The sequence below is a fragment of the Actinoplanes sp. NBC_00393 genome, assembly GCF_036053395.1.
GTDB lineage: Bacteria > Actinomycetota > Actinomycetes > Mycobacteriales > Micromonosporaceae > Actinoplanes.
In genome coordinates this window covers 10515522-10532112 of the sequence record NZ_CP107942.1, presented here as the reverse complement: position 1 = coordinate 10532112, position 16591 = coordinate 10515522, and the positions used below count along the sequence as shown (strand labels likewise).

Here is a 16591-nt window from a genome sequence, read left to right as displayed (position 1 = left end):
TTCAGGCCGGCCGGAAGTTTGTGGATACGTTCTAGCGTGTCGGATCTGTGCCCGCTCCCGTACCCCTCCGGTGGTTCGCCTGTGAAGATCCTTTTTCTGATCAACAACGCGTTCGGCGTCGGCGGCACCATCCAGACCACCTTCAACCTCGGTGGCGCGCTCGCCGAGCGGGGGCACGACGTGACGGTGCTGAGCACGGTCCGGGGCCGGGACCTGCCACAACTGCCGGCCGACCCGCGGATCGAGCTGATCTCGCTGGTGGAGGCGCGCAAGGCCCACCCGGACTACGTCAAGGACGCGCCGGGGCGCGGCGAACCGGCCCGGGTGTACCCGCGGGCCGATTTCCGGGCAGCCACCTACGACCGTTTCGTGGAGGACCGCTACCGCGGGTTCCTGCGCGGCAGCGACGCCGATGTGGTGATCGCCACCCGGCCCGGCCTGATCGCGTACGCCGCCCGGTTCGCCCCACGCCACATGATCCGGATCGGTCAGGAGCACCTGACCCGCGGCCGCCACCGCAAGGGCCTGCACCGGGTGATGCCCGCGCATCTGCGCCGGCTGGACGCCTTCGTCACGGTGAGCTCCCGCGACGCCGAGGACTACCGCGAGCATCTACGGCTCGGGCGCACCCGGCTGCTGCACATCCCGAACAGCGTGCCGGCGCCGCGGGTGCCGCCCTCCGACGGCCGGGCCAAGCTGGTGCTCGCGGCCGGCCGGCTGGTCCGCAGCAAGCGGTACGACGTGCTGCTCCAAGCCTTCGCCAGGGTGGTGGCCGAGCGCCCGGACTGGACGCTGCGGCTCTACGGCGACGGCGAGGAGTCGGGTGACCTGCGCGCCCTGGTGCTCGAGCTCGGCCTGCACAACCACGTGCGGATGATGGGCCGCTACGCGCCGATCGAGACGGAGTGGGCCAAGGGCTCGATCGCCGCGGTGTCGGCCGACAAGGAGCCGTTCGGGATGACCCTGGTCGAGGCGATGCGGGCCGGGCTCCCGGTGGTCAGCACCGACGCCCCGCACGGCCCCGGCGAGATCCTCGCCGACGGGGTCGACGGCCTGCTCACCCCGGTCGGCGATCCGGAGGCGCTGGCCGCCGCCCTGCTGCGGGTGATCAACGACGACGAGGGCCGGCGCGCGATGGCGGCTCGTGCGCTGGCCAATTCGCAGCGGTACGACCCGGGACCGATCGCCGGGCAGTACGAGCGCCTGTTCGAGGAGCTGGCGGCCGGCAAGTGGTGGCCGTGGCGGCGGCGCGGCAAACCGGTGCCGGTGCTGGGCCCGGCGCCGTCGCTGACCATGCCGGTCGCCGACTGCACGGTGACCGCCGACGGCACGCTGGTGCTGCACGGACCGGACGTCGCCGGGATGCGCTGGCGCCGGATCGGCACCGGCGAACCGGCCGAGATCCCGGCCGGCGACCCGGTGCCCGCGGGCTCCTGGCGGTTGCACCTGGCCGACGGCACCGCGGTGCTGGCCGGGTGGCGCGACACCCGGGCGCTGCTGGCACGGCCGGAGGCGACCCGCACCGAACTGCCGTACCGGCTTCCCGACGGCGGACTGGCTCTGCGGGTCGTGGACGCTCCGGTCCGGGCCGAGGTGGACGAGATCCAGGCCGACGAGCAGGGCGTACACCTGGCCGGGCGGCTGATCGGCGCCGGGCTCCGGGATGCGGTCCTGGTCGCCGGCGACCGCGAGTTTCCGGTGAGCGCCACCGGCCCCGGGTTCCGGGCGACCGTGTCTGATCTGCCGACGGGCGTACACCGCCTCTGGCTACGCCCGTCCCGCGGAGAGCAACCGGTGCCGCTCGGGAAGGTCGGTGACGACATCGTCGACAAGCGGACCGCCTACGTGTTGCCGGCGGCCGGTGGAATGCAACCGGAGTTCTCCGGAGCGAACGAGTTAGGGATCCGGATCAGCGGGTAGTGATGACTGCAGTGATACGCGGCCCGTCCGCATCGGTCCGGATCAGGTAGCGGTAGTGCTCGCCGGGCACCGCCTCGCCGGCCTCGTCGAGGTACTCCCACTCGACCGAGACCAGGGACAACGACGCGGACAAGCGCATCACGTCGAGCAGGTTCGCGTGTGCCGCCACGATCCGGGCCTCCCGGTACGCGGGCGCCGCGCCCAGGAACGACAGCGCCACCGCGGCCGGTGAGCTGAACGTGAAGCTGTACGAGTCGGACACGACGAGGCCCGGCAGCGTGTGGCTGCCGGCGATGGCGGCGACGTCGCCCGTGGTGAGGGCGGAGCCGTAACGCCCGAAGAAGTCGGCGAGCTGGTCGAGTTCGGCCGGGGCGGACATGGCGGGCTGTTTGCCCACCGATCGACTCACGCAAACCTACGATCGCAGGTGACCCCGCCTTGCGATGGCTAGCAAGACGGACGTACGGTTTACCAAGAGATGTGAACCGAGAGTTAGGCATACCTAACCCGAAGGTCGCCCTTTCGGTGCGAAAGACTTGACTTCCAGTCGCTGGGTGTGAAGGAGATGACGGTGGCCAGCCTCGACACCTTTGGTGCGAAGAGCGAGCTGCGCGTCGGAGACGCGAGCTACGAGATTTTCACGATCGACAAGGTGAAGGGGCACGAGCGTCTGCCCTACTCCTTGAAGATCCTCCTGGAGAACCTGCTGCGCACGGAGGACGGCGCGAACATCACCGCCGACCACATCAACGCGCTCGGCAGCTGGGACCAGAACGCCGACCCGAGTGTCGAGATTCAGTTCACCCCGGCACGGGTGCTGATGCAGGACTTCACCGGTGTCCCCTGCGTGGTCGACCTGGCCACCATGCGTGAGGCCGTCAAGGACCTGGGCGGCGACCCCACCAAGGTCAACCCCCTCGCCCCGGCCGAGCTGGTCATCGACCACTCGGTCATCGCCGACCTGTTCGGCCGCGAGGACGCCTTCCAGCGCAACGTGGAACTGGAGTACCAGCGCAACCGCGAGCGCTACCAGTTCCTGCGCTGGGGTCAGACCGCGTTCAACGAGTTCAAGGTCGTCCCGCCGGGCACCGGCATCGTGCACCAGGTGAACATCGAATACCTGGCCCGCACGATCATGGAGCGTAACGGCCAGGCGTACCCGGACACCGTCGTCGGCACCGACTCGCACACCACGATGGTCAACGGCCTGGGCGTGCTGGGCTGGGGCGTCGGCGGCATCGAGGCCGAGGCCGCCATGCTCGGCCAGCCGGTCAGCATGCTGATCCCGCGGGTCGTCGGCTTCAAGCTCTCCGGCGAGGCGCCGGCCGGCACCACCGCCACCGACCTGGTGCTCACCATCACCGAGATGCTGCGCAAGCACGGTGTGGTCAGCAAGTTCGTCGAGTTCTACGGCCCCGGCGTAAGCGCGGTGCCGCTGGCGAACCGGGCCACGATCGGCAACATGTCGCCGGAGTACGGCTCGACCGTCGCGATCTTCCCGATCGACGAGCAGACCATCGAGTACCTCAAGCTGACCGGCCGCACCGAGCAGCAGGTCGCCCTCGTCGAGGCGTACGCGAAGCGGCAGGGCCTCTGGCTCGACCCGAACGCCGAGCCGGACTACTCGGAGAAGCTCGAGCTGGACCTGTCGACGATCGTCCCGTCGCTGGCCGGCCCGAAGCGCCCGCAGGACCGCGTCCCGCTGAACGCCGCGAAGTCGATGTTCCGCGACGCCCTGCCGAACTACGCCGCCCCGCACGGCCACGCCGACGAGGCCAGCGAGGAGTCCTTCCCGGCCTCCGACTCGCCCGCCAACGGCGTCGACGACGAGGCGGACAAGCCGTTCGTCTACAGCGCCGCCCAGGGCGCCAACGGCCGCACCTCGAAGCCCACCCGGGTCAAGGGCGAGGACGGCGTCGAGTACGAGCTGGACCACGGCGCGGTCGTCATCGCCGCCATCACGTCCTGCACGAACACCTCGAACCCGCAGGTCATGATCGGTGCCGCCCTGCTCGCCAAGAAGGCGGTGGAGAAGGGCCTGACCCGCAAGCCGTGGGTCAAGACCACCCTGGCGCCGGGTTCGAAGGTCGTCTCCGACTACTACGACCGGGCCGGCCTCACGCCGTACCTGGACAAGATCGGCTTCAACCTGGTCGGCTACGGCTGCACCACCTGCATCGGCAACTCGGGCCCGCTGCCCGAGGAGGTCTCGGCCGCGATCAACGAGAACGACCTGACCGCGGTGAGCGTGCTCTCCGGCAACCGGAACTTCGAGGGCCGGATCAACCCGGACGTCAAGATGAACTACCTGGCGTCCCCGCCGCTCGTCGTGGCGTACGCCCTGGCCGGCTCGATGGACATCGACATCACCACCGAGCCGCTCGGCACCGGTTCGGACGGCAAGCCGGTCTTCCTGAACGACATCTGGCCGTCCGCCAAGGAGATCGACGACACCATCGCGCAGGCGATCGGCGCCGAGGGCTTCTCCACGGCGTACCAGGACGTCTTCGCCGGCGACGAGCAGTGGCAGTCGCTGCCCACCCCGACCGGTGACACGTTCGCCTGGGCCGAGGACTCCACCTACGTCCGGAAGCCCCCGTACTTCGAGGGCATGGCCGCCGACCCGTCGCCAGTCACCGACATCGACGGCGCCCGCGTCCTGGCCAAGCTCGGCGACTCGGTCACCACCGACCACATCTCGCCGGCCAGCTCGATCAAGCCGGACTCGCCCGCCGGCAAGTACCTCGCGGAGCACGGCGTCCCGCGCGCCGAGTTCAACAGCTACGGCTCGCGCCGCGGCAACCACGAGGTCATGATCCGGGGCACGTTCGCCAACATCCGGCTGCGCAACCAGCTGCTCAACGACGTCGAGGGTGGCTTCACGCTCAACCACCTGACCGGCGAGCAGACCACGATCTTCGACGCCAGCGTCGCCTACCAGGAGGCCGGCATCCCGCTGGTCATCCTCGCCGGCAAGGAGTACGGCTCGGGTTCGTCGCGTGACTGGGCCGCCAAGGGCACCATGCTGCTGGGCGTCCGCGCGGTCATCGCCGAGAGCTACGAGCGCATCCACCGCTCCAACCTGATCGGCATGGGCGTGCTTCCCCTGCAGTTCCCGCAGGGCCAGAACGCCGAATCGCTCGGCCTGACCGGCACCGAGACCTTCTCGTTCGCCGGCGTCACCGAGCTCAACAACGGCACCACGCCGCGCACGGTCAAGGTCACCACGGACACCGGCATCGAGTTCGACGCCGTCGTCCGCATCGACACGCCCGGCGAGGCGGACTACTACCGCAACGGCGGCATCCTGCAGTACGTCCTCCGCAAGATGCTGCGCGGCTGATCTTTCAGATCAACAGACGCCCTGCTTTCCGGTCACGGAAGGCAGGGCGTCTGCCTTTTTCGGGGTACGCCCGACGAAAAGTTCCCGGAGTGCAACGCGACCCGGGTGCCATTCCAGGCCTTCATGGCGACCGCCGGGCTTGAGCACGTGGTCGACGTACATCAGGGCCGCCATCCCGTCCGGTCCGCGTCGGTGATCTCGCGCAGCACCCGGGCCGGGTTGCCGACCGCGATCACCCCGGCCGGGATCGGCCTGGTCACGACGCTGCCGGACCCGATGATCGTGTCGTCGCCGATGCTCACGCCCTGGTTGATGGTGACGCCGCCACCGACCCACACCCGGTCGCCGATCGTGACCGGCTTGGCGTAGCACCCGCCGGCCACCCGCTCGCCCGCGTCGATGGCGTGGTTGGAGGTGTAGATGCCCACCTTCGGCCCGAACAGCACGTGGTCCCCGATGGTGATGCCGCCGCCGTCGAGCATCACGCAGTCGAAGTTGGCGTAGAAGTGGTCGCCGACCCGGATGTTGAACCCGAACTCGCACCGGAACGTCGGCTCGAAGTAGCACTCCTCCCCCACCGCGCCGAGCAGCCGCCGCAGGATCGCCTCCCGCGTCGCCGGCGACTGCCCGAAACTGTCGTTGTACTCCGTGGTCAGCAGGACAGTCCGTTGCCGCGCCTGCACCAGCTCCTCGGTGAGGTCGTTGTACATCCGGCCGGAGAGAATGTGCTCGCGCTGAGCTTCAAGCGTCACCGCGTGATCGTCACACACCGGACTGCGGCGCCGGCGGGTTAGGGTCGGCCGATGCCCACACCGGATCAGATGATCGTCGCCGCGGCCCAGGCGGAGCTGCGCCCCCTCGGACTGCGCCGCCACAAACGCACCCGGCTCTGGGTGGAGGACCGCGGCTGGTGGCTGCTCTTCGTCGACTTCGAGCGGGCCCGGTCGGACACCCGCCTGGGCGTCGGCGCCAAGTTTCTCTGGGGCCCCATGCCGGAGTTCTCCTACGACTACGGCGGCCACCTGTTCTGGCGCGAGGAGACCGGCGACTTCGCCACTGAACGCCCCGGCGACGGCCACGTGTGGGTCGAAAGCATCCGGCACATCCGCGACGACCAGTTCACCGCCGACCTGACCCAGATCACCGGCATCGCCCGGCAGCGGGTCCTCCAGCTGCGGCAGGAGGCCGGCACCCCGGCGGACGTCGCCCGGCTGCTCTCCGCGCCGCAGACCCGGGTCGGCGCGACGTCGTGGTGGCACGCGTACCACGCCGGGGCGGCCGCGGGCCTGAGCGGGGACGCCGAGCTGGCGCGCAAACACTTCGACCGGATCCGGCCGGACCGGCTGGCCGTCGGCTGGGAGCTCGAACTCGGCCGGCGCGCGGCAGCGCTGAGCACCCTGGCAGAGGATCCGCCGGCCCTGTTCCGGCGGCTGCGGGCGGACATCGGGGCGACCCGTACGAAGCTCGGACTGTCGGACACGCCACCTGATGCCCCGCCGGAACCCGTGTGGTGAATAGGCTTCGGGAATGGATGACAAGACTGTGCTGAGCCGCATCAGCGGCTTGGTCGATGAGGAGCACAAGCTGCGCCAGCAGCTGAGCCAGGGCCAGATCTCCTCGGACGAGGAGCACGCCCGGCTCCGGGAGCTCGAAGAGTCCCTGGACCAGTGCTGGGACCTGCTGCGCCGGCGCCGGGCGGCCCGCTCGGCCGGGCACGACCCGGACGCGGAGCAGGCCCACGGCGTCGGTGAGGTCGAGGGCTACCTCCAGTGAACCGGTCGCGGCCGCCGTGGACGCGGCGGCCGCGGGCCGGGCCGGGGTCGCGCCGTCAGCGCAGCCCCGCTTCGTAGTGCAGGCGTTCGATCAGCCCCTCCGCGTCCACGGCCAGACCGCGTGACCGGAACCAGTTCGCCACGTTGTTGACGTCGCGGGCGATGAACTCGCCACCGCGCGGGTTGGCGATCACGTCGATGATCTGCGGCAGGTCGATCAGGACGAGCCGGCCCTCGTGGACCATCGTGTTGTACGGCGACAGGTCACCGTGCGCCACCTGCGCCCGGGCCAGCACCGACAGCGCGTCAGTCATCTGCTGCCACAGATCGGCGAGCCCGTCCTCGTCGGCCCGCACCTGAGCGAGCCGGGGCGCGGCCTCACCGGTCTCCCAGTCGCCGATGAACTCCATCATCAACTCGGTGCCGATCAGCTGCACCGGGTAGGGCACCCGGACCAGCCCGCTCTCCGCACCGATCTCCCACAGCCGGCCCAGCGCGCCGAACTCGGCGGCCGCCCACTGCCCCGCGATCAGCTCCTTGCCGAACGAGGTGCGGTTGGTCATGGCCCGCATCTCGCGGGACCGGCGGACCCGGCGGCCCTCGAGGTAACCGGCGTCACGGTGGAACATCCGGTGCTCACCGTCGCGATACCGCTTCGCGGCCAGCATGCTGACCTGCCCTGTACCGGGCAATTCCCGCCGGACAAGGAAAACGTCGGCTTCCTTGCCGGTCTTGAGCATCCCCAACTCGCTGTCGACGGCACCGTGTTCGGTGCGCACCCAGTCGGGACGCGGATCGGGACCGTGCAGCGCACCATCCCAGGTGGACCAGCGGTCGCCCTCCTCGGGCAGGTCCGGGTCCTCCTGCAGAGCCGGCTCGAGCCGGCTGATCTTCAGAAAATCTGCCTCGTCGTCGTCGAACTTACGACGGCCGCGGCGCATGGTGGTCTCGTGCTCTCGCACTGGAGGGTCTCCTCAGAGAAAGAAGTAAACAGGGAAGGCCGGACAGCAGGCATCACAAAGACGGCCATGAGGTCCACCCCCTTCTCTCTCGTCGGGTCCTACGTGCGCGGTCGACTCTTTCGGATCTGCCGGATCCGCGCAACCGAATTAATCCAGCGGATCTGCTCAGCCCTGCTCAGCACATCAGCTCAGCGCGTCACACCTGCTCAGCGCGTGCACCTGCTCAGCGCGTCACACCTGCTCAGCGCGTCGCCATGATCGCGGACAGGCCCTGGATCACGTTGCCCACCACCCGCGTCGGGGCGAACCGGTTGTCCACCCAGTCCCGCCCACGATGCAGCCACACGCTGGGCAGGCCCATCGCGGCCGCGCCGCCGATGTCCGCCTCCGGGCTGTCACCGACCACCCAGGCGCCGGCCAGGCGCATCCGCACGCGCTGCGCGGCGAGCGCGAAGATCCGCGGATTGGGCTTGCTCACCCCGCACTGCTCCGAGATCACCCAGTCGGCGACATAGCGATCCAGCCCGGTACGCCGGATCCGCGCCTCCTGCTGCTCGGCCGGCCCGTTGGTGACCACCACCGGAACCAGGCCCGCGTCGGCGGCGATCTCCAGCGCGCAGCCGACCATCGGGTCCAGCCGCTCGAACGCCTGCGGCCCCTCCTTCAGCTCGTCGACCACGTCGATCGCCGGGATCCGCAGCTGGTAGCGGTCGCGGATCAGGTCCGCGAGATCCCAGCGCGAGGTCAGCCCGTCGGCGTCGACCGAGACCAGCCACTCCAGGTCCTCGTGCGGCGCGGCGATCTCGTCGAGGAAACCTTTCGCCCACAGCCGGAACGCACCGCTGCGATCGAGCAGGGTGTCGTCCAGAGCGAGGAAGACGAGAGGCACCCGGGCACTTTACGTGAGCGGTGACGGAAGCGAACAGTCCAGGAGTGTTAACAAAACCCTGACACGATGACGAAATTCGCATCATCCGATCGTGGGACGTCGGGTCTTAAAAAGCCGTACGTACGGATTGCAAGAGCGCGGCGGGCCGTGACACGATCAGCACGTGCCCCGGGTTAGTCAGGACCAGCTGGACGCGCGCCGCCACGAGATCCTCAGCGCGGCCCGCGCCTGTTTCGCACGGTTCGGCTACGAGGGCGCCACGGTCCGCCGCCTGGAGGAGGCCACGGGCATGTCCCGTGGTGCGATTTTCCACCATTTTCGCGACAAGGAATCGCTGTTCCTCGCGGTCGCCGAGGATGATGCCGCCACGATGGTCGAGACCGTCACCCGCAACGGCCTCGTTCAGGTGATGCGCGACCTGCTCGCCCGCGCCGGCAACAGCGAGGGCGACACCGCCGGCTGGCTCGGCACCCAGCTGGAGGTCTCGCACCGGCTGCGGACCGACCCGGCCTTCGCCAAACGCTGGGCGCAGCGCTCAGCCGCGATCGCCGACGCCACCCGCGAGCGCCTGCAGCGCCAGCACGACGCCGGCGTCCTGCGCAAGGACGTGCCGGTCGAGGTCCTCACCCAGTTCCTCGAGCTGGCCTACGACGGCCTGGTCCTGCACCTGGCCACCGGCCGCCCACCCGGCGAACTGATCCGGGTCCTCGACGTGGTCGAGGAAGCAGTCCGCCACCGCTGACCCCCACGGCCGCCGGCAGGCAGCCGGCACCGAGGGTGAGCCCGGCGGTCCCCCGGGGTGCGGGACCGCCTGCCTGATCGGCTCGTCACGGCGGGCGTCCTGTCAAACTCGTACCCCATGGGTGTTGCTTTGGTGACCGGAGCCTCGCGCGGGCTGGGTGCCCAGATCGCGCGCCGCCTCGCTGCCGACGGCTGGGCCGTCGCCGTCAACTATCTGCCGGATCGCGCGGATGCTGAGCGGGTGGTCGCCGGGATCGCGGAGGCCGGTGGCAGGGCGGAAGCGTTCCGCGCGGATGTCACCGATGAGGCGGCCGTGGCCGCGCTGGTCGCCCAGGTGGAGGGCCGGCTGGGCCCGATCGGCGTGCTGGTGCCGAACGCCACCGGGCCGCAGCCGGCGAAACCGGCGCTGGAAGTGGGCTGGCAGGACCACCTGGACCAGCTGCTGTTCTTCGTGAAGAGCCCGACGCTGCTGATGCGCGCGGTCGTGCCGGGGATGCGCCGCCTGGGCGGTGGGCGCATCGTCCAGATCGGATCGGAGATGCCGGAGCGGGCCGCGCCGGGCATGTCGGCGTACGCGGCGGCGAAAGCCGCCCAGATGTCGCTGACCCGCACCTGGGCCCGCGAGCTCGGCCCGCTCGGGGTGACGGTGAACCTGGTGGCGCCGGGCTGGATCCCGGTCGAACGGCACGCCGACGTGGCCGTGGAGCACATCGAGGCCTACCGGCGGGACGTGCCGCTCGGCCGGATGGGCACGCCCGCCGAGATCGCTGACGTGGTCGCCTTCCTGGCCTCGGCGGACAGCCGTTTCGTCACCGGCGAGCGGATCACCGTCAACGGCGGGTACACGATGGACTGATCACGCCTTGTCGAAGAAGCCGAGCACCAGCCGGATCCGGCCGGTTGCGTCTCGTTCGGCCACGTCGAAGCCGATGACCAGCGGCTCCTCGCCGGGGCGGCCGAGATGCCAGGTGAACCGGGCCTGGTCGTGGTGTGCGTCGAGCAGCCCGCCCGGGGTGAAGATCAGGCCGGCGAAGCGCTGGTGCACCTCGCCGATCAGCGCGTGCAGCGCGTCCCGGCCCTCGACCGTGGCGATCGGGTCGGAGTAGCGCACGTCCTCGGCGAAGACGTCGTCGATGCCGGCGCGGCGGGCCTGCGGGTCGGTCTCGTTCCAGATCGCCAGGTAGCGCTGGATCGTCGTGTCGAAATCACTCATGCCTCCACCCTGCGGGGCGCCGGTAAGCGCGTCGATTACCTCGGAGGTCATGGCGGGTGCGGGCGGGCGCTGCCTACAGTCCGGGCATGAGTGATGTGGGACGACTGCTGCGGACCTGGCGTGACGAGCGGCGGATGAGCCAGCTCGACCTGTCGGCGCGGTCCGGCGTCTCCACCCGGCACCTGTCTTTCGTCGAGACCGGGCGGTCCCGGCCGACCAGCGAGATGATCCTGCGACTCGCCGAGGAACTCGACGTGCCGCTGCGGGCGCGCAACGAGTTGCTGCTCGCCGGCGGGTACGCCCCCGCCTACTCGCAGTCCGAACTGGACGGCACCCCGCTGTCGACGGTCCTCACCGCGCTGCGCAACGTGCTCACCGGCCACGAACCCTGCCCCGCGGTGCTGGTGGACCGCCACTGGACCATGGTCGACGCGAACGCCGCGGTGGCCCGGTTCACCGCGGGGTGCGCGCCCCACCTGCTCGAACCGCCGGTCAACGTGCTGCGGCTCGCCCTGCACCCGGACGGCATGGCGCCGCGGATCGGCAATCTGGCGGAGTGGCGTACGCACATCCTGCACCGCCTCGACCGGCAGGCCGTCGCCACCGGCGATCCGGTGCTGCGGGAGCTGCGCGCCGAACTCGCCGCCTACCCCGGCGGCCTGGTCGCGGAACGCCCGGACGGCCTGGTCGTGCCGTTGCGCTTCGACGAGCTCAGCTTCTTCAGCATCACCTCGGTGCTCGGCACCCCGCGCGACGTCACCCTCTCCGAACTGGCGATCGAGGCGTTCCTCCCGGCCGACCCGGCCACCGCGGACGCCCTGCGGCTCGAGGTGGCAGGATCAATGCATGGATCTCGGGCTGGCTGATCGCGTCTACATCCTCACCGGGGCCTCACGCGGGCTCGGTTTCGCCACCGCACAGGCCCTGGTCGCCGACGGCGCCCGGGTGATCATCTCGTCCCGGTCCGCCGACCGGGTCGCCGAGGCGGTCGAGGACCTGGGCGGGGCGGACCACGCGGTGGGCGTGGCGGCCGACCTGAGCGATCCGCAGACGCCGCGCGAGCTGGTGGACACCGCTGTCGAACGGTTCGGCCGCCTCGACGGCGCCCTGGTCTCGGTCGGCGGTCCGACGCCCGGCACCGCCGCGAGCATGACCGACGACCAGTGGCGTGCCGCGTTCGACACGGTCTTCCTCGGCTCGGTCCGGGCCGCCCGGACCTTCGCGTCGGCGCTGCCCGAAGGCGGCGCGGTCGGGCTGGTGCTCTCCACCTCGGTGAAGACACCCCTGGCCGGGCTCGGCCTCTCCAACGGCCTGCGGCCAGGCCTGGCGATGGCCGCCAAAGACATGGCAGACGAGTACGCGCCGCGCGGCGTCCGCATCCTCAGCATCCTGCCCGGCCGGTTCATGACCGACCGGAACCGCGAGCTGTTCGCCTCGGCGGACGACCCGGCCACCGCAGCAGCCGAGGTGGCCGCGGCGATTCCGCTGCGCCGCATCGGCGAGCCGCCGGAGTTCGGCCGGGTGGCCGCGTTCCTGCTGTCCCCCGCGGCAAGCTACGTGACCGGCGTCGCGGTGGCGGTCGACGGCGGCGCCCTGCGAGCCCTGTGATTCCCGGGCCGCCCACCCACAACCCTGCCGGGCAGGCAGCCGGCGGCATCATCAAGCCGACCGCCGCCGATCTGCTCGCGGCGGCCGGCCGGACCATTCCCGATCTGATCGGCCCCGGCCTGCGGGTGCTGTTCTCCGGAATCAACCCGAGCCTCTACTCGGCCGCCACCGGGCACCATTTCGCCCGCCCCGGCAACCGCTTCTGGCCGGCGTTGCACGGCGGCGGCTTCACCGACCGCCTCCTGCACCCGTCCGAGCAGCACCTCCTGCCCGGCCTCGGCCTCGGCATCACCAACGTCGTGGCGCGGGCCACGGCCCGCGCCGACGAACTCAGCACGGACGAACTGGTCGCAGGCGGAGACCTTCTGACCGATCTGGTACGCCGAATCGCGCCCCGCCACATAGCAGTGCTGGGCGTGACCGCGTACCGAACCGCGTTCGCCCGCCCCAAGGCCCGGCTCGGCCCGCAGCCGGACACCATCGCCGGCGTACCGGTCTGGGTCCTCCCCAACCCGAGCGGCCTGAACGCCCACTTCCAGCTGCCCCAACTGGCCGAGGAGTTCGCCCGCCTGCGCACCGCGGTCTCCCCGCCCAGCTGACGCGGCGCCTCCCCGCGGCCCCGCGTGTTCCTCACCCACACGCCCACCCCGCATCGGCATGAGCGGAATATCGGCCTCGCGGACGCCATTCCCAACCCGCATGCCGTTCATCCGGCCGGGATGAACCGTGCAACCCGCCTGCCGCGGTCTCATTTCCCTCATCCGTCGATGAGGTGCACATGGAAGAGGCCGCGGTAGCCCTGGTCCTGCTGGCAGTCTTCGCCTGGGGCCTGTGGTCGTCCCGGCTCGGCCGGGCCGACCTCAGCGCACCCATCCTCTTCGTCACCACCGGACTGCTGCTCTCCACCTTTCTGCACGAGCCCGACATCTCGCCGGAGGGCGTCCGCCTGCTCGCCGAGATCACCCTGGTCTGGGTGCTCTTCGCCGACGCGTCCCGGGTGGGGCTGCCGGAGTTCCGCGCCGACCTCGGCCTCTACGCCCGCCTCCTCGGCCTCGGACTGCCCCTCACGATGGCGGCCGGGACGCTGCTGGCGGCGTGGATGTTCGACGGTATGGGCTGGTGGATCGCCCTGTTCGTCGGCGCGGCCCTGGCCCCGACCGATGCCGCCCTGGGCGCCGCGGTGATGACCGACCCGGCGGTGCCGGAGCGGGTCCGCCGGGTGCTCAATGTGGAGAGTGGCCTGAACGACGGCATCGCCACCCCGGTGGTGACGCTCGCGATCGCGGGTGCCGCAACCGCGCACGGCCTGGGAGAGGCCGCCACCCCGGGAGCGGCCCTGATCGACCTGGCGATCGGTATCGCGGTCGGCATCGCTGCCGGGCTGGCCGGCGGCCGGGCGATGCGAACCGCCCGGCATCGCGGCTGGGCGTCCGAGGATTTCGCCGGCCCCGGCGTGCTGGCACTGGCCCTCGCCGTGTACGCCGGAACCCTGTCCCTCGGCGGCAACGGTTTCGTGGCCGCGTTCGTCGCCGGCATCGCGTTCGGCCGGGCCGCCGGTCGGGGCGGTGTCCGGGAGGTCTTCTACGTCGAGCAGACCGCCGGACTGGTGTCGCTGCTGACCTGGCTGGTGTTCGGCGCAGTAGCGGTACCGGTCGTCTTCGGGCACATCAGCTGGCAGGTCGTCGTCTACGCAGTCCTCAGCCTCACCCTGGTACGGATGCTCCCGGTAGCACTGGTCCTGCTCGGCAGCGGCCTGCCCGCATCAACCGTGGGCTTCATCGGCTGGTTCGGTCCCCGCGGCCTGGCCTCGATCATCTTCGCCCTGCTCGCCGCCGAGTCCCTGGAGGAGCCCGCCGACCAGGCCGTCGCAGTGATCGGCATGACCGTCCTGATCAGCGTCTTCGCCCACGGCCTGAGCGCGAAGCCACTGGCCGGCCGATACGGCACAGCAGCAGACAGCGCCACCCCACTACCGGTCCGCGACCTCGGCTAGCTCATTTCGCGGTACCGGTCGTCGCCGGGACGGGGTGGCAGCACGCGCTGCTCATGCACGGCGGTCTCCCGGCGGAACCGGTCGGCCGACGGATGCCAGGCCTCGTCGATCGGCCCCATGATGCCCCCGCCGATGCCTTTGCGCCGGGCCCAGACCGCGAACCGCATCAACGCGGTCAGCAGCAGCGCCACCACCACGATCAGGACCAGGAACTCCATCACGGCTCCACGGTAGCCGGGGGCAGGGTGACGATCTCGACCTCGTCCTCGTACCGCGGGGGGCTCGCCGCGAACTGCGTCCGGTACAGCTCGCTGTAGAGACCGCCGGCCTCCACCAGGTCCTCGTGCCGGCCGCGCTCGACGATCCGGCCCTCGTCCAGCACCAGGATCAGGTCGGCGTCGCGGATCGTGGAGAGCCGGTGCGCGATCACCAGAGCGGTCCGGCCGCGCAGCGCCTCGGCCAGAGCCCGCTGCACCGCCGCCTCGGACTCGCTGTCCAGGTGGGCGGTGGCCTCGTCCAGGACCACGATCGACGGCTGTTTGAGCAGTAGCCGGGCGATCGCGATGCGCTGCTTCTCACCGCCGGAGAACCGGTAGCCACGCTCTCCCACCACCGTGTCCAGCCCGTCGGGCAGCGCCCGGACCAGCCCGGCGATACGCGCTTTGGCGAGGGCGTCCCACATCTGTTCCTCGGTGGCGCCTGGTCGTGCATACCGAAGGTTCTCGGCGATGCTCTCGTGGAACAGGTGGGAGTCCTGGGTAACGACGCCGACCGTGTCCCGTAGCGAGTCGAGAGTCGCGTCCCGCACGTCGACGCCGCCGATCAGCACCGCGCCGTCGGTCACGTCGTACACCCGGGAGACCAGCATCGAGGTGGTGGACTTGCCCGCGCCGGACGGGCCGACCAGGGCCACCATCTGACCGGGCTCGACGGCGAAGTCGAGCCCGTCGAGGACCGGTGGGTTCTCCCGCCGGTCCAGCGCGACGACGTCCTCCAGGGTGGCGAGCGAGACCTCGTCGGCGCTCGGATAGCGGAACCGGACGTCGCGGAACTCGACGCGGCCGGAGCCTGCCGGGATGGCGGTGGCGTCCGGTTTCTCGACGATCCCGGGTTTCAGGTCGAGCACCTCGAAGACCCGGTCGAAGGAGACCAGCGCACTCATCACGTCGACCCGCACGTTGCTCAGCGCGGTGAGCGGACCATACAGCCGGGTGAGCAGCAGGGCGAGGGTGACGACGGTGCCGGCCGAGACCTCGCCGCGGACGGCCAGCCAGCCGCCCAGACCGTAGGTCAGCGCCTGTGCGAGAGAGGCGACCAGCAGCATCGCCACGAAGAAGGTCCGCGAGTACATCGCCTGCTGGACGCCGATGTCGCGGACCCGGGCGGCGCGGTCACCGAACCGGCCGGCCTCCACGTCGGGTCGGCCGAAGAGCTTGACCAGCAGCGCGCCGGAGACGTTGAACCGCTCGGTCATGGTCGCGTTCATCTTCGCGTCCAAGTTGTACGACTCGCGGGTGATCTCCGCGAGCCGCTTGCCGACCCGGCGGGCCGGGATGATGAAGACCGGCAATAGCACCAGCGACAGCACGGTGATCGGCCAGGACAGGGTGAACATCACCACCGCGGTGAGCACCAGCTGGATGACGTTGCTCAGCACGCCGGACAGCGTCGAGGTGAAGGCCCGCTGTGCGCCGACCACGTCGTTGTTGAGCCGGCTCACCAGGGCGCCGGTCTGTGTCCGCGTGAAGAACTGCAACGGCATGCGCTGCACGTGGTCGTAGACCCGGGTGCGCAGGTCGAGGATGATCCCCTCGCCGATCCGCGCCGAATACCACCGCTGGGCGAGTGACAGCAGCGCGTCGGCGACGGCGAGACCGGCGATCAGCAGGGCGAGGCGCACCACCGTGCCACCCGCGTCCGGCCCACCGCCGGTGATCGCGTTGATCACCTGCCCGGCGAGCAACGGGGTGGCGACCCCGATGCCGGCCGCGATGACCACGGTCACCAGGAAGACCGCGATGTCACGCCGATAGGGCCGGGCGAACCTCGTGATCCGCCGGGCCGTGCCGCGCCGGACCTGGTGCTCCCGCACCCGATCAGCGTTCTGGATCGAGCGCAGCACGCTCCAGCTCGGCATGGACATGCGCCAC

At 70.6% G+C, this 16591-nt stretch carries 17 protein-coding genes; 10 read left to right on the top strand and 7 right to left on the bottom strand.

Going from position 1 to position 16591, the window contains the following annotated elements; genetic code table 11:
* The first annotated feature begins 81 nt into the window (after window positions 1-81).
* Complete coding sequence (locus tag OHA21_RS48865) at window positions 82-1920, top strand: glycosyltransferase (protein ID WP_328467387.1); 1839 nt, start codon at window positions 82-84, stop codon at window positions 1918-1920.
* Here the strand turns inward: OHA21_RS48865 and OHA21_RS48860 are convergent.
* A complete protein-coding gene (locus OHA21_RS48860) occupies window positions 1910-2299 on the bottom strand; it encodes a hypothetical protein (protein WP_328479015.1) in 390 nt (129 codons plus the stop codon). The genes OHA21_RS48865 and OHA21_RS48860 overlap by 11 nt on opposite strands.
* Window positions 2300-2485: 186 nt before the next feature.
* On the opposite strand from OHA21_RS48860, the gene acnA reads away from it, so the two are divergent.
* The gene (acnA, locus tag OHA21_RS48855; protein ID WP_442875218.1) at window positions 2486-5263 is read left to right on the top strand and encodes an aconitate hydratase AcnA; all 2778 of its coding nucleotides are present in this window, start codon (window positions 2486-2488) and stop codon (window positions 5261-5263) included.
* A gap of 161 nt (window positions 5264-5424) precedes the next feature.
* On the opposite strand, the gene OHA21_RS48850 is transcribed toward acnA, so the two are convergent.
* The gene (locus OHA21_RS48850; protein ID WP_328467383.1) at window positions 5425-6015 is read right to left on the bottom strand and encodes a sugar O-acetyltransferase; all 591 of its coding nucleotides are present in this window, start codon (window positions 6013-6015) and stop codon (window positions 5425-5427) included.
* A 51-nt stretch (window positions 6016-6066) separates the two neighbouring features.
* On the opposite strand from OHA21_RS48850, the gene OHA21_RS48845 reads away from it, so the two are divergent.
* Window positions 6067-6777, top strand: coding sequence for a hypothetical protein (locus OHA21_RS48845; RefSeq protein WP_328467381.1), 711 nt, complete (start codon window positions 6067-6069; stop codon window positions 6775-6777).
* Window positions 6778-6790: 13 nt separating this feature from the next.
* Window positions 6791-7036, top strand: a complete 246-nt coding sequence (locus tag OHA21_RS48840; RefSeq protein ID WP_328467379.1) for a DUF2630 family protein — start codon at window positions 6791-6793, stop codon at window positions 7034-7036.
* A 55-nt stretch (window positions 7037-7091) separates the two neighbouring features.
* Here OHA21_RS48840 and OHA21_RS48835 read toward each other — a convergent pair whose 3' ends face one another.
* Together OHA21_RS48835 and OHA21_RS48830 are read right to left on the bottom strand one after the other, a co-directional pair.
* Entirely contained in the window at window positions 7092-7997 is a 906-nt protein-coding gene (locus tag OHA21_RS48835; RefSeq protein WP_442875042.1) for a serine protein kinase RIO, read from the bottom strand.
* Window positions 7998-8238: 241 nt separating this feature from the next.
* Window positions 8239-8886: an HAD family hydrolase gene (locus OHA21_RS48830; protein ID WP_328467377.1), complete on the bottom strand. Its 648-nt coding sequence runs from the start codon at window positions 8884-8886 to the stop codon at window positions 8239-8241.
* Window positions 8887-9049: 163 nt separating this feature from the next.
* Between OHA21_RS48830 and OHA21_RS48825 the strand changes: the two genes are divergently transcribed.
* Both OHA21_RS48825 and OHA21_RS48820 read left to right on the top strand, forming a co-directional pair.
* Window positions 9050-9628: a TetR/AcrR family transcriptional regulator gene (locus OHA21_RS48825; protein ID WP_328467375.1), complete on the top strand. Its 579-nt coding sequence runs from the start codon at window positions 9050-9052 to the stop codon at window positions 9626-9628.
* 117 nt (window positions 9629-9745) lie between these two features.
* Window positions 9746-10483, top strand: a complete 738-nt coding sequence (locus OHA21_RS48820; RefSeq protein WP_328467373.1) for an SDR family oxidoreductase — start codon at window positions 9746-9748, stop codon at window positions 10481-10483.
* Here the strand turns inward: OHA21_RS48820 and OHA21_RS48815 are convergent, their stop codons facing one another.
* Window positions 10484-10840: a nuclear transport factor 2 family protein gene (locus OHA21_RS48815; protein WP_328467371.1), complete on the bottom strand. Its 357-nt coding sequence runs from the start codon at window positions 10838-10840 to the stop codon at window positions 10484-10486.
* Window positions 10841-10926: 86 nt separating this feature from the next.
* On the opposite strand from OHA21_RS48815, the gene OHA21_RS48810 reads away from it, so the two are divergent.
* The 4 genes from OHA21_RS48810 to OHA21_RS48795 all read left to right on the top strand — a co-directional run bounded on the left by OHA21_RS48810 (window position 10927) and on the right by OHA21_RS48795 (window position 14441).
* Complete coding sequence (locus OHA21_RS48810) at window positions 10927-11706, top strand: helix-turn-helix domain-containing protein (RefSeq protein ID WP_328467369.1); 780 nt, start codon at window positions 10927-10929, stop codon at window positions 11704-11706.
* Complete coding sequence (locus OHA21_RS48805) at window positions 11687-12448, top strand: SDR family oxidoreductase (protein WP_328467367.1); 762 nt, start codon at window positions 11687-11689, stop codon at window positions 12446-12448. Before OHA21_RS48810 ends, OHA21_RS48805 begins: the two co-directional genes overlap by 20 nt.
* Window positions 12445-13047 carry a G/U mismatch-specific DNA glycosylase gene (gene mug, locus OHA21_RS48800; protein WP_328467365.1) on the top strand — a complete coding sequence of 201 codons (603 nt, stop codon included), beginning with the start codon at window positions 12445-12447 and terminating at the stop codon, window positions 13045-13047. The genes OHA21_RS48805 and mug overlap by 4 nt, the downstream gene beginning before the upstream one ends.
* Before the next feature lie 179 nt (window positions 13048-13226).
* Window positions 13227-14441: a cation:proton antiporter gene (locus OHA21_RS48795; protein WP_328467363.1), complete on the top strand. Its 1215-nt coding sequence runs from the start codon at window positions 13227-13229 to the stop codon at window positions 14439-14441.
* Here the strand turns inward: OHA21_RS48795 and OHA21_RS48790 are convergent.
* Window positions 14438-14662 carry a hypothetical protein gene (locus tag OHA21_RS48790; RefSeq protein ID WP_328467362.1) on the bottom strand — a complete coding sequence of 75 codons (225 nt, stop codon included), beginning with the start codon at window positions 14660-14662 and terminating at the stop codon, window positions 14438-14440. The genes OHA21_RS48795 and OHA21_RS48790 overlap by 4 nt on opposite strands.
* Window positions 14659-16578 carry an ABC transporter ATP-binding protein gene (locus tag OHA21_RS48785; RefSeq protein WP_328479011.1) on the bottom strand — a complete coding sequence of 640 codons (1920 nt, stop codon included), beginning with the start codon at window positions 16576-16578 and terminating at the stop codon, window positions 14659-14661. Before OHA21_RS48785 ends, OHA21_RS48790 begins: the two co-directional genes overlap by 4 nt.
* Window positions 16579-16591 lie beyond the last annotated feature (13 nt).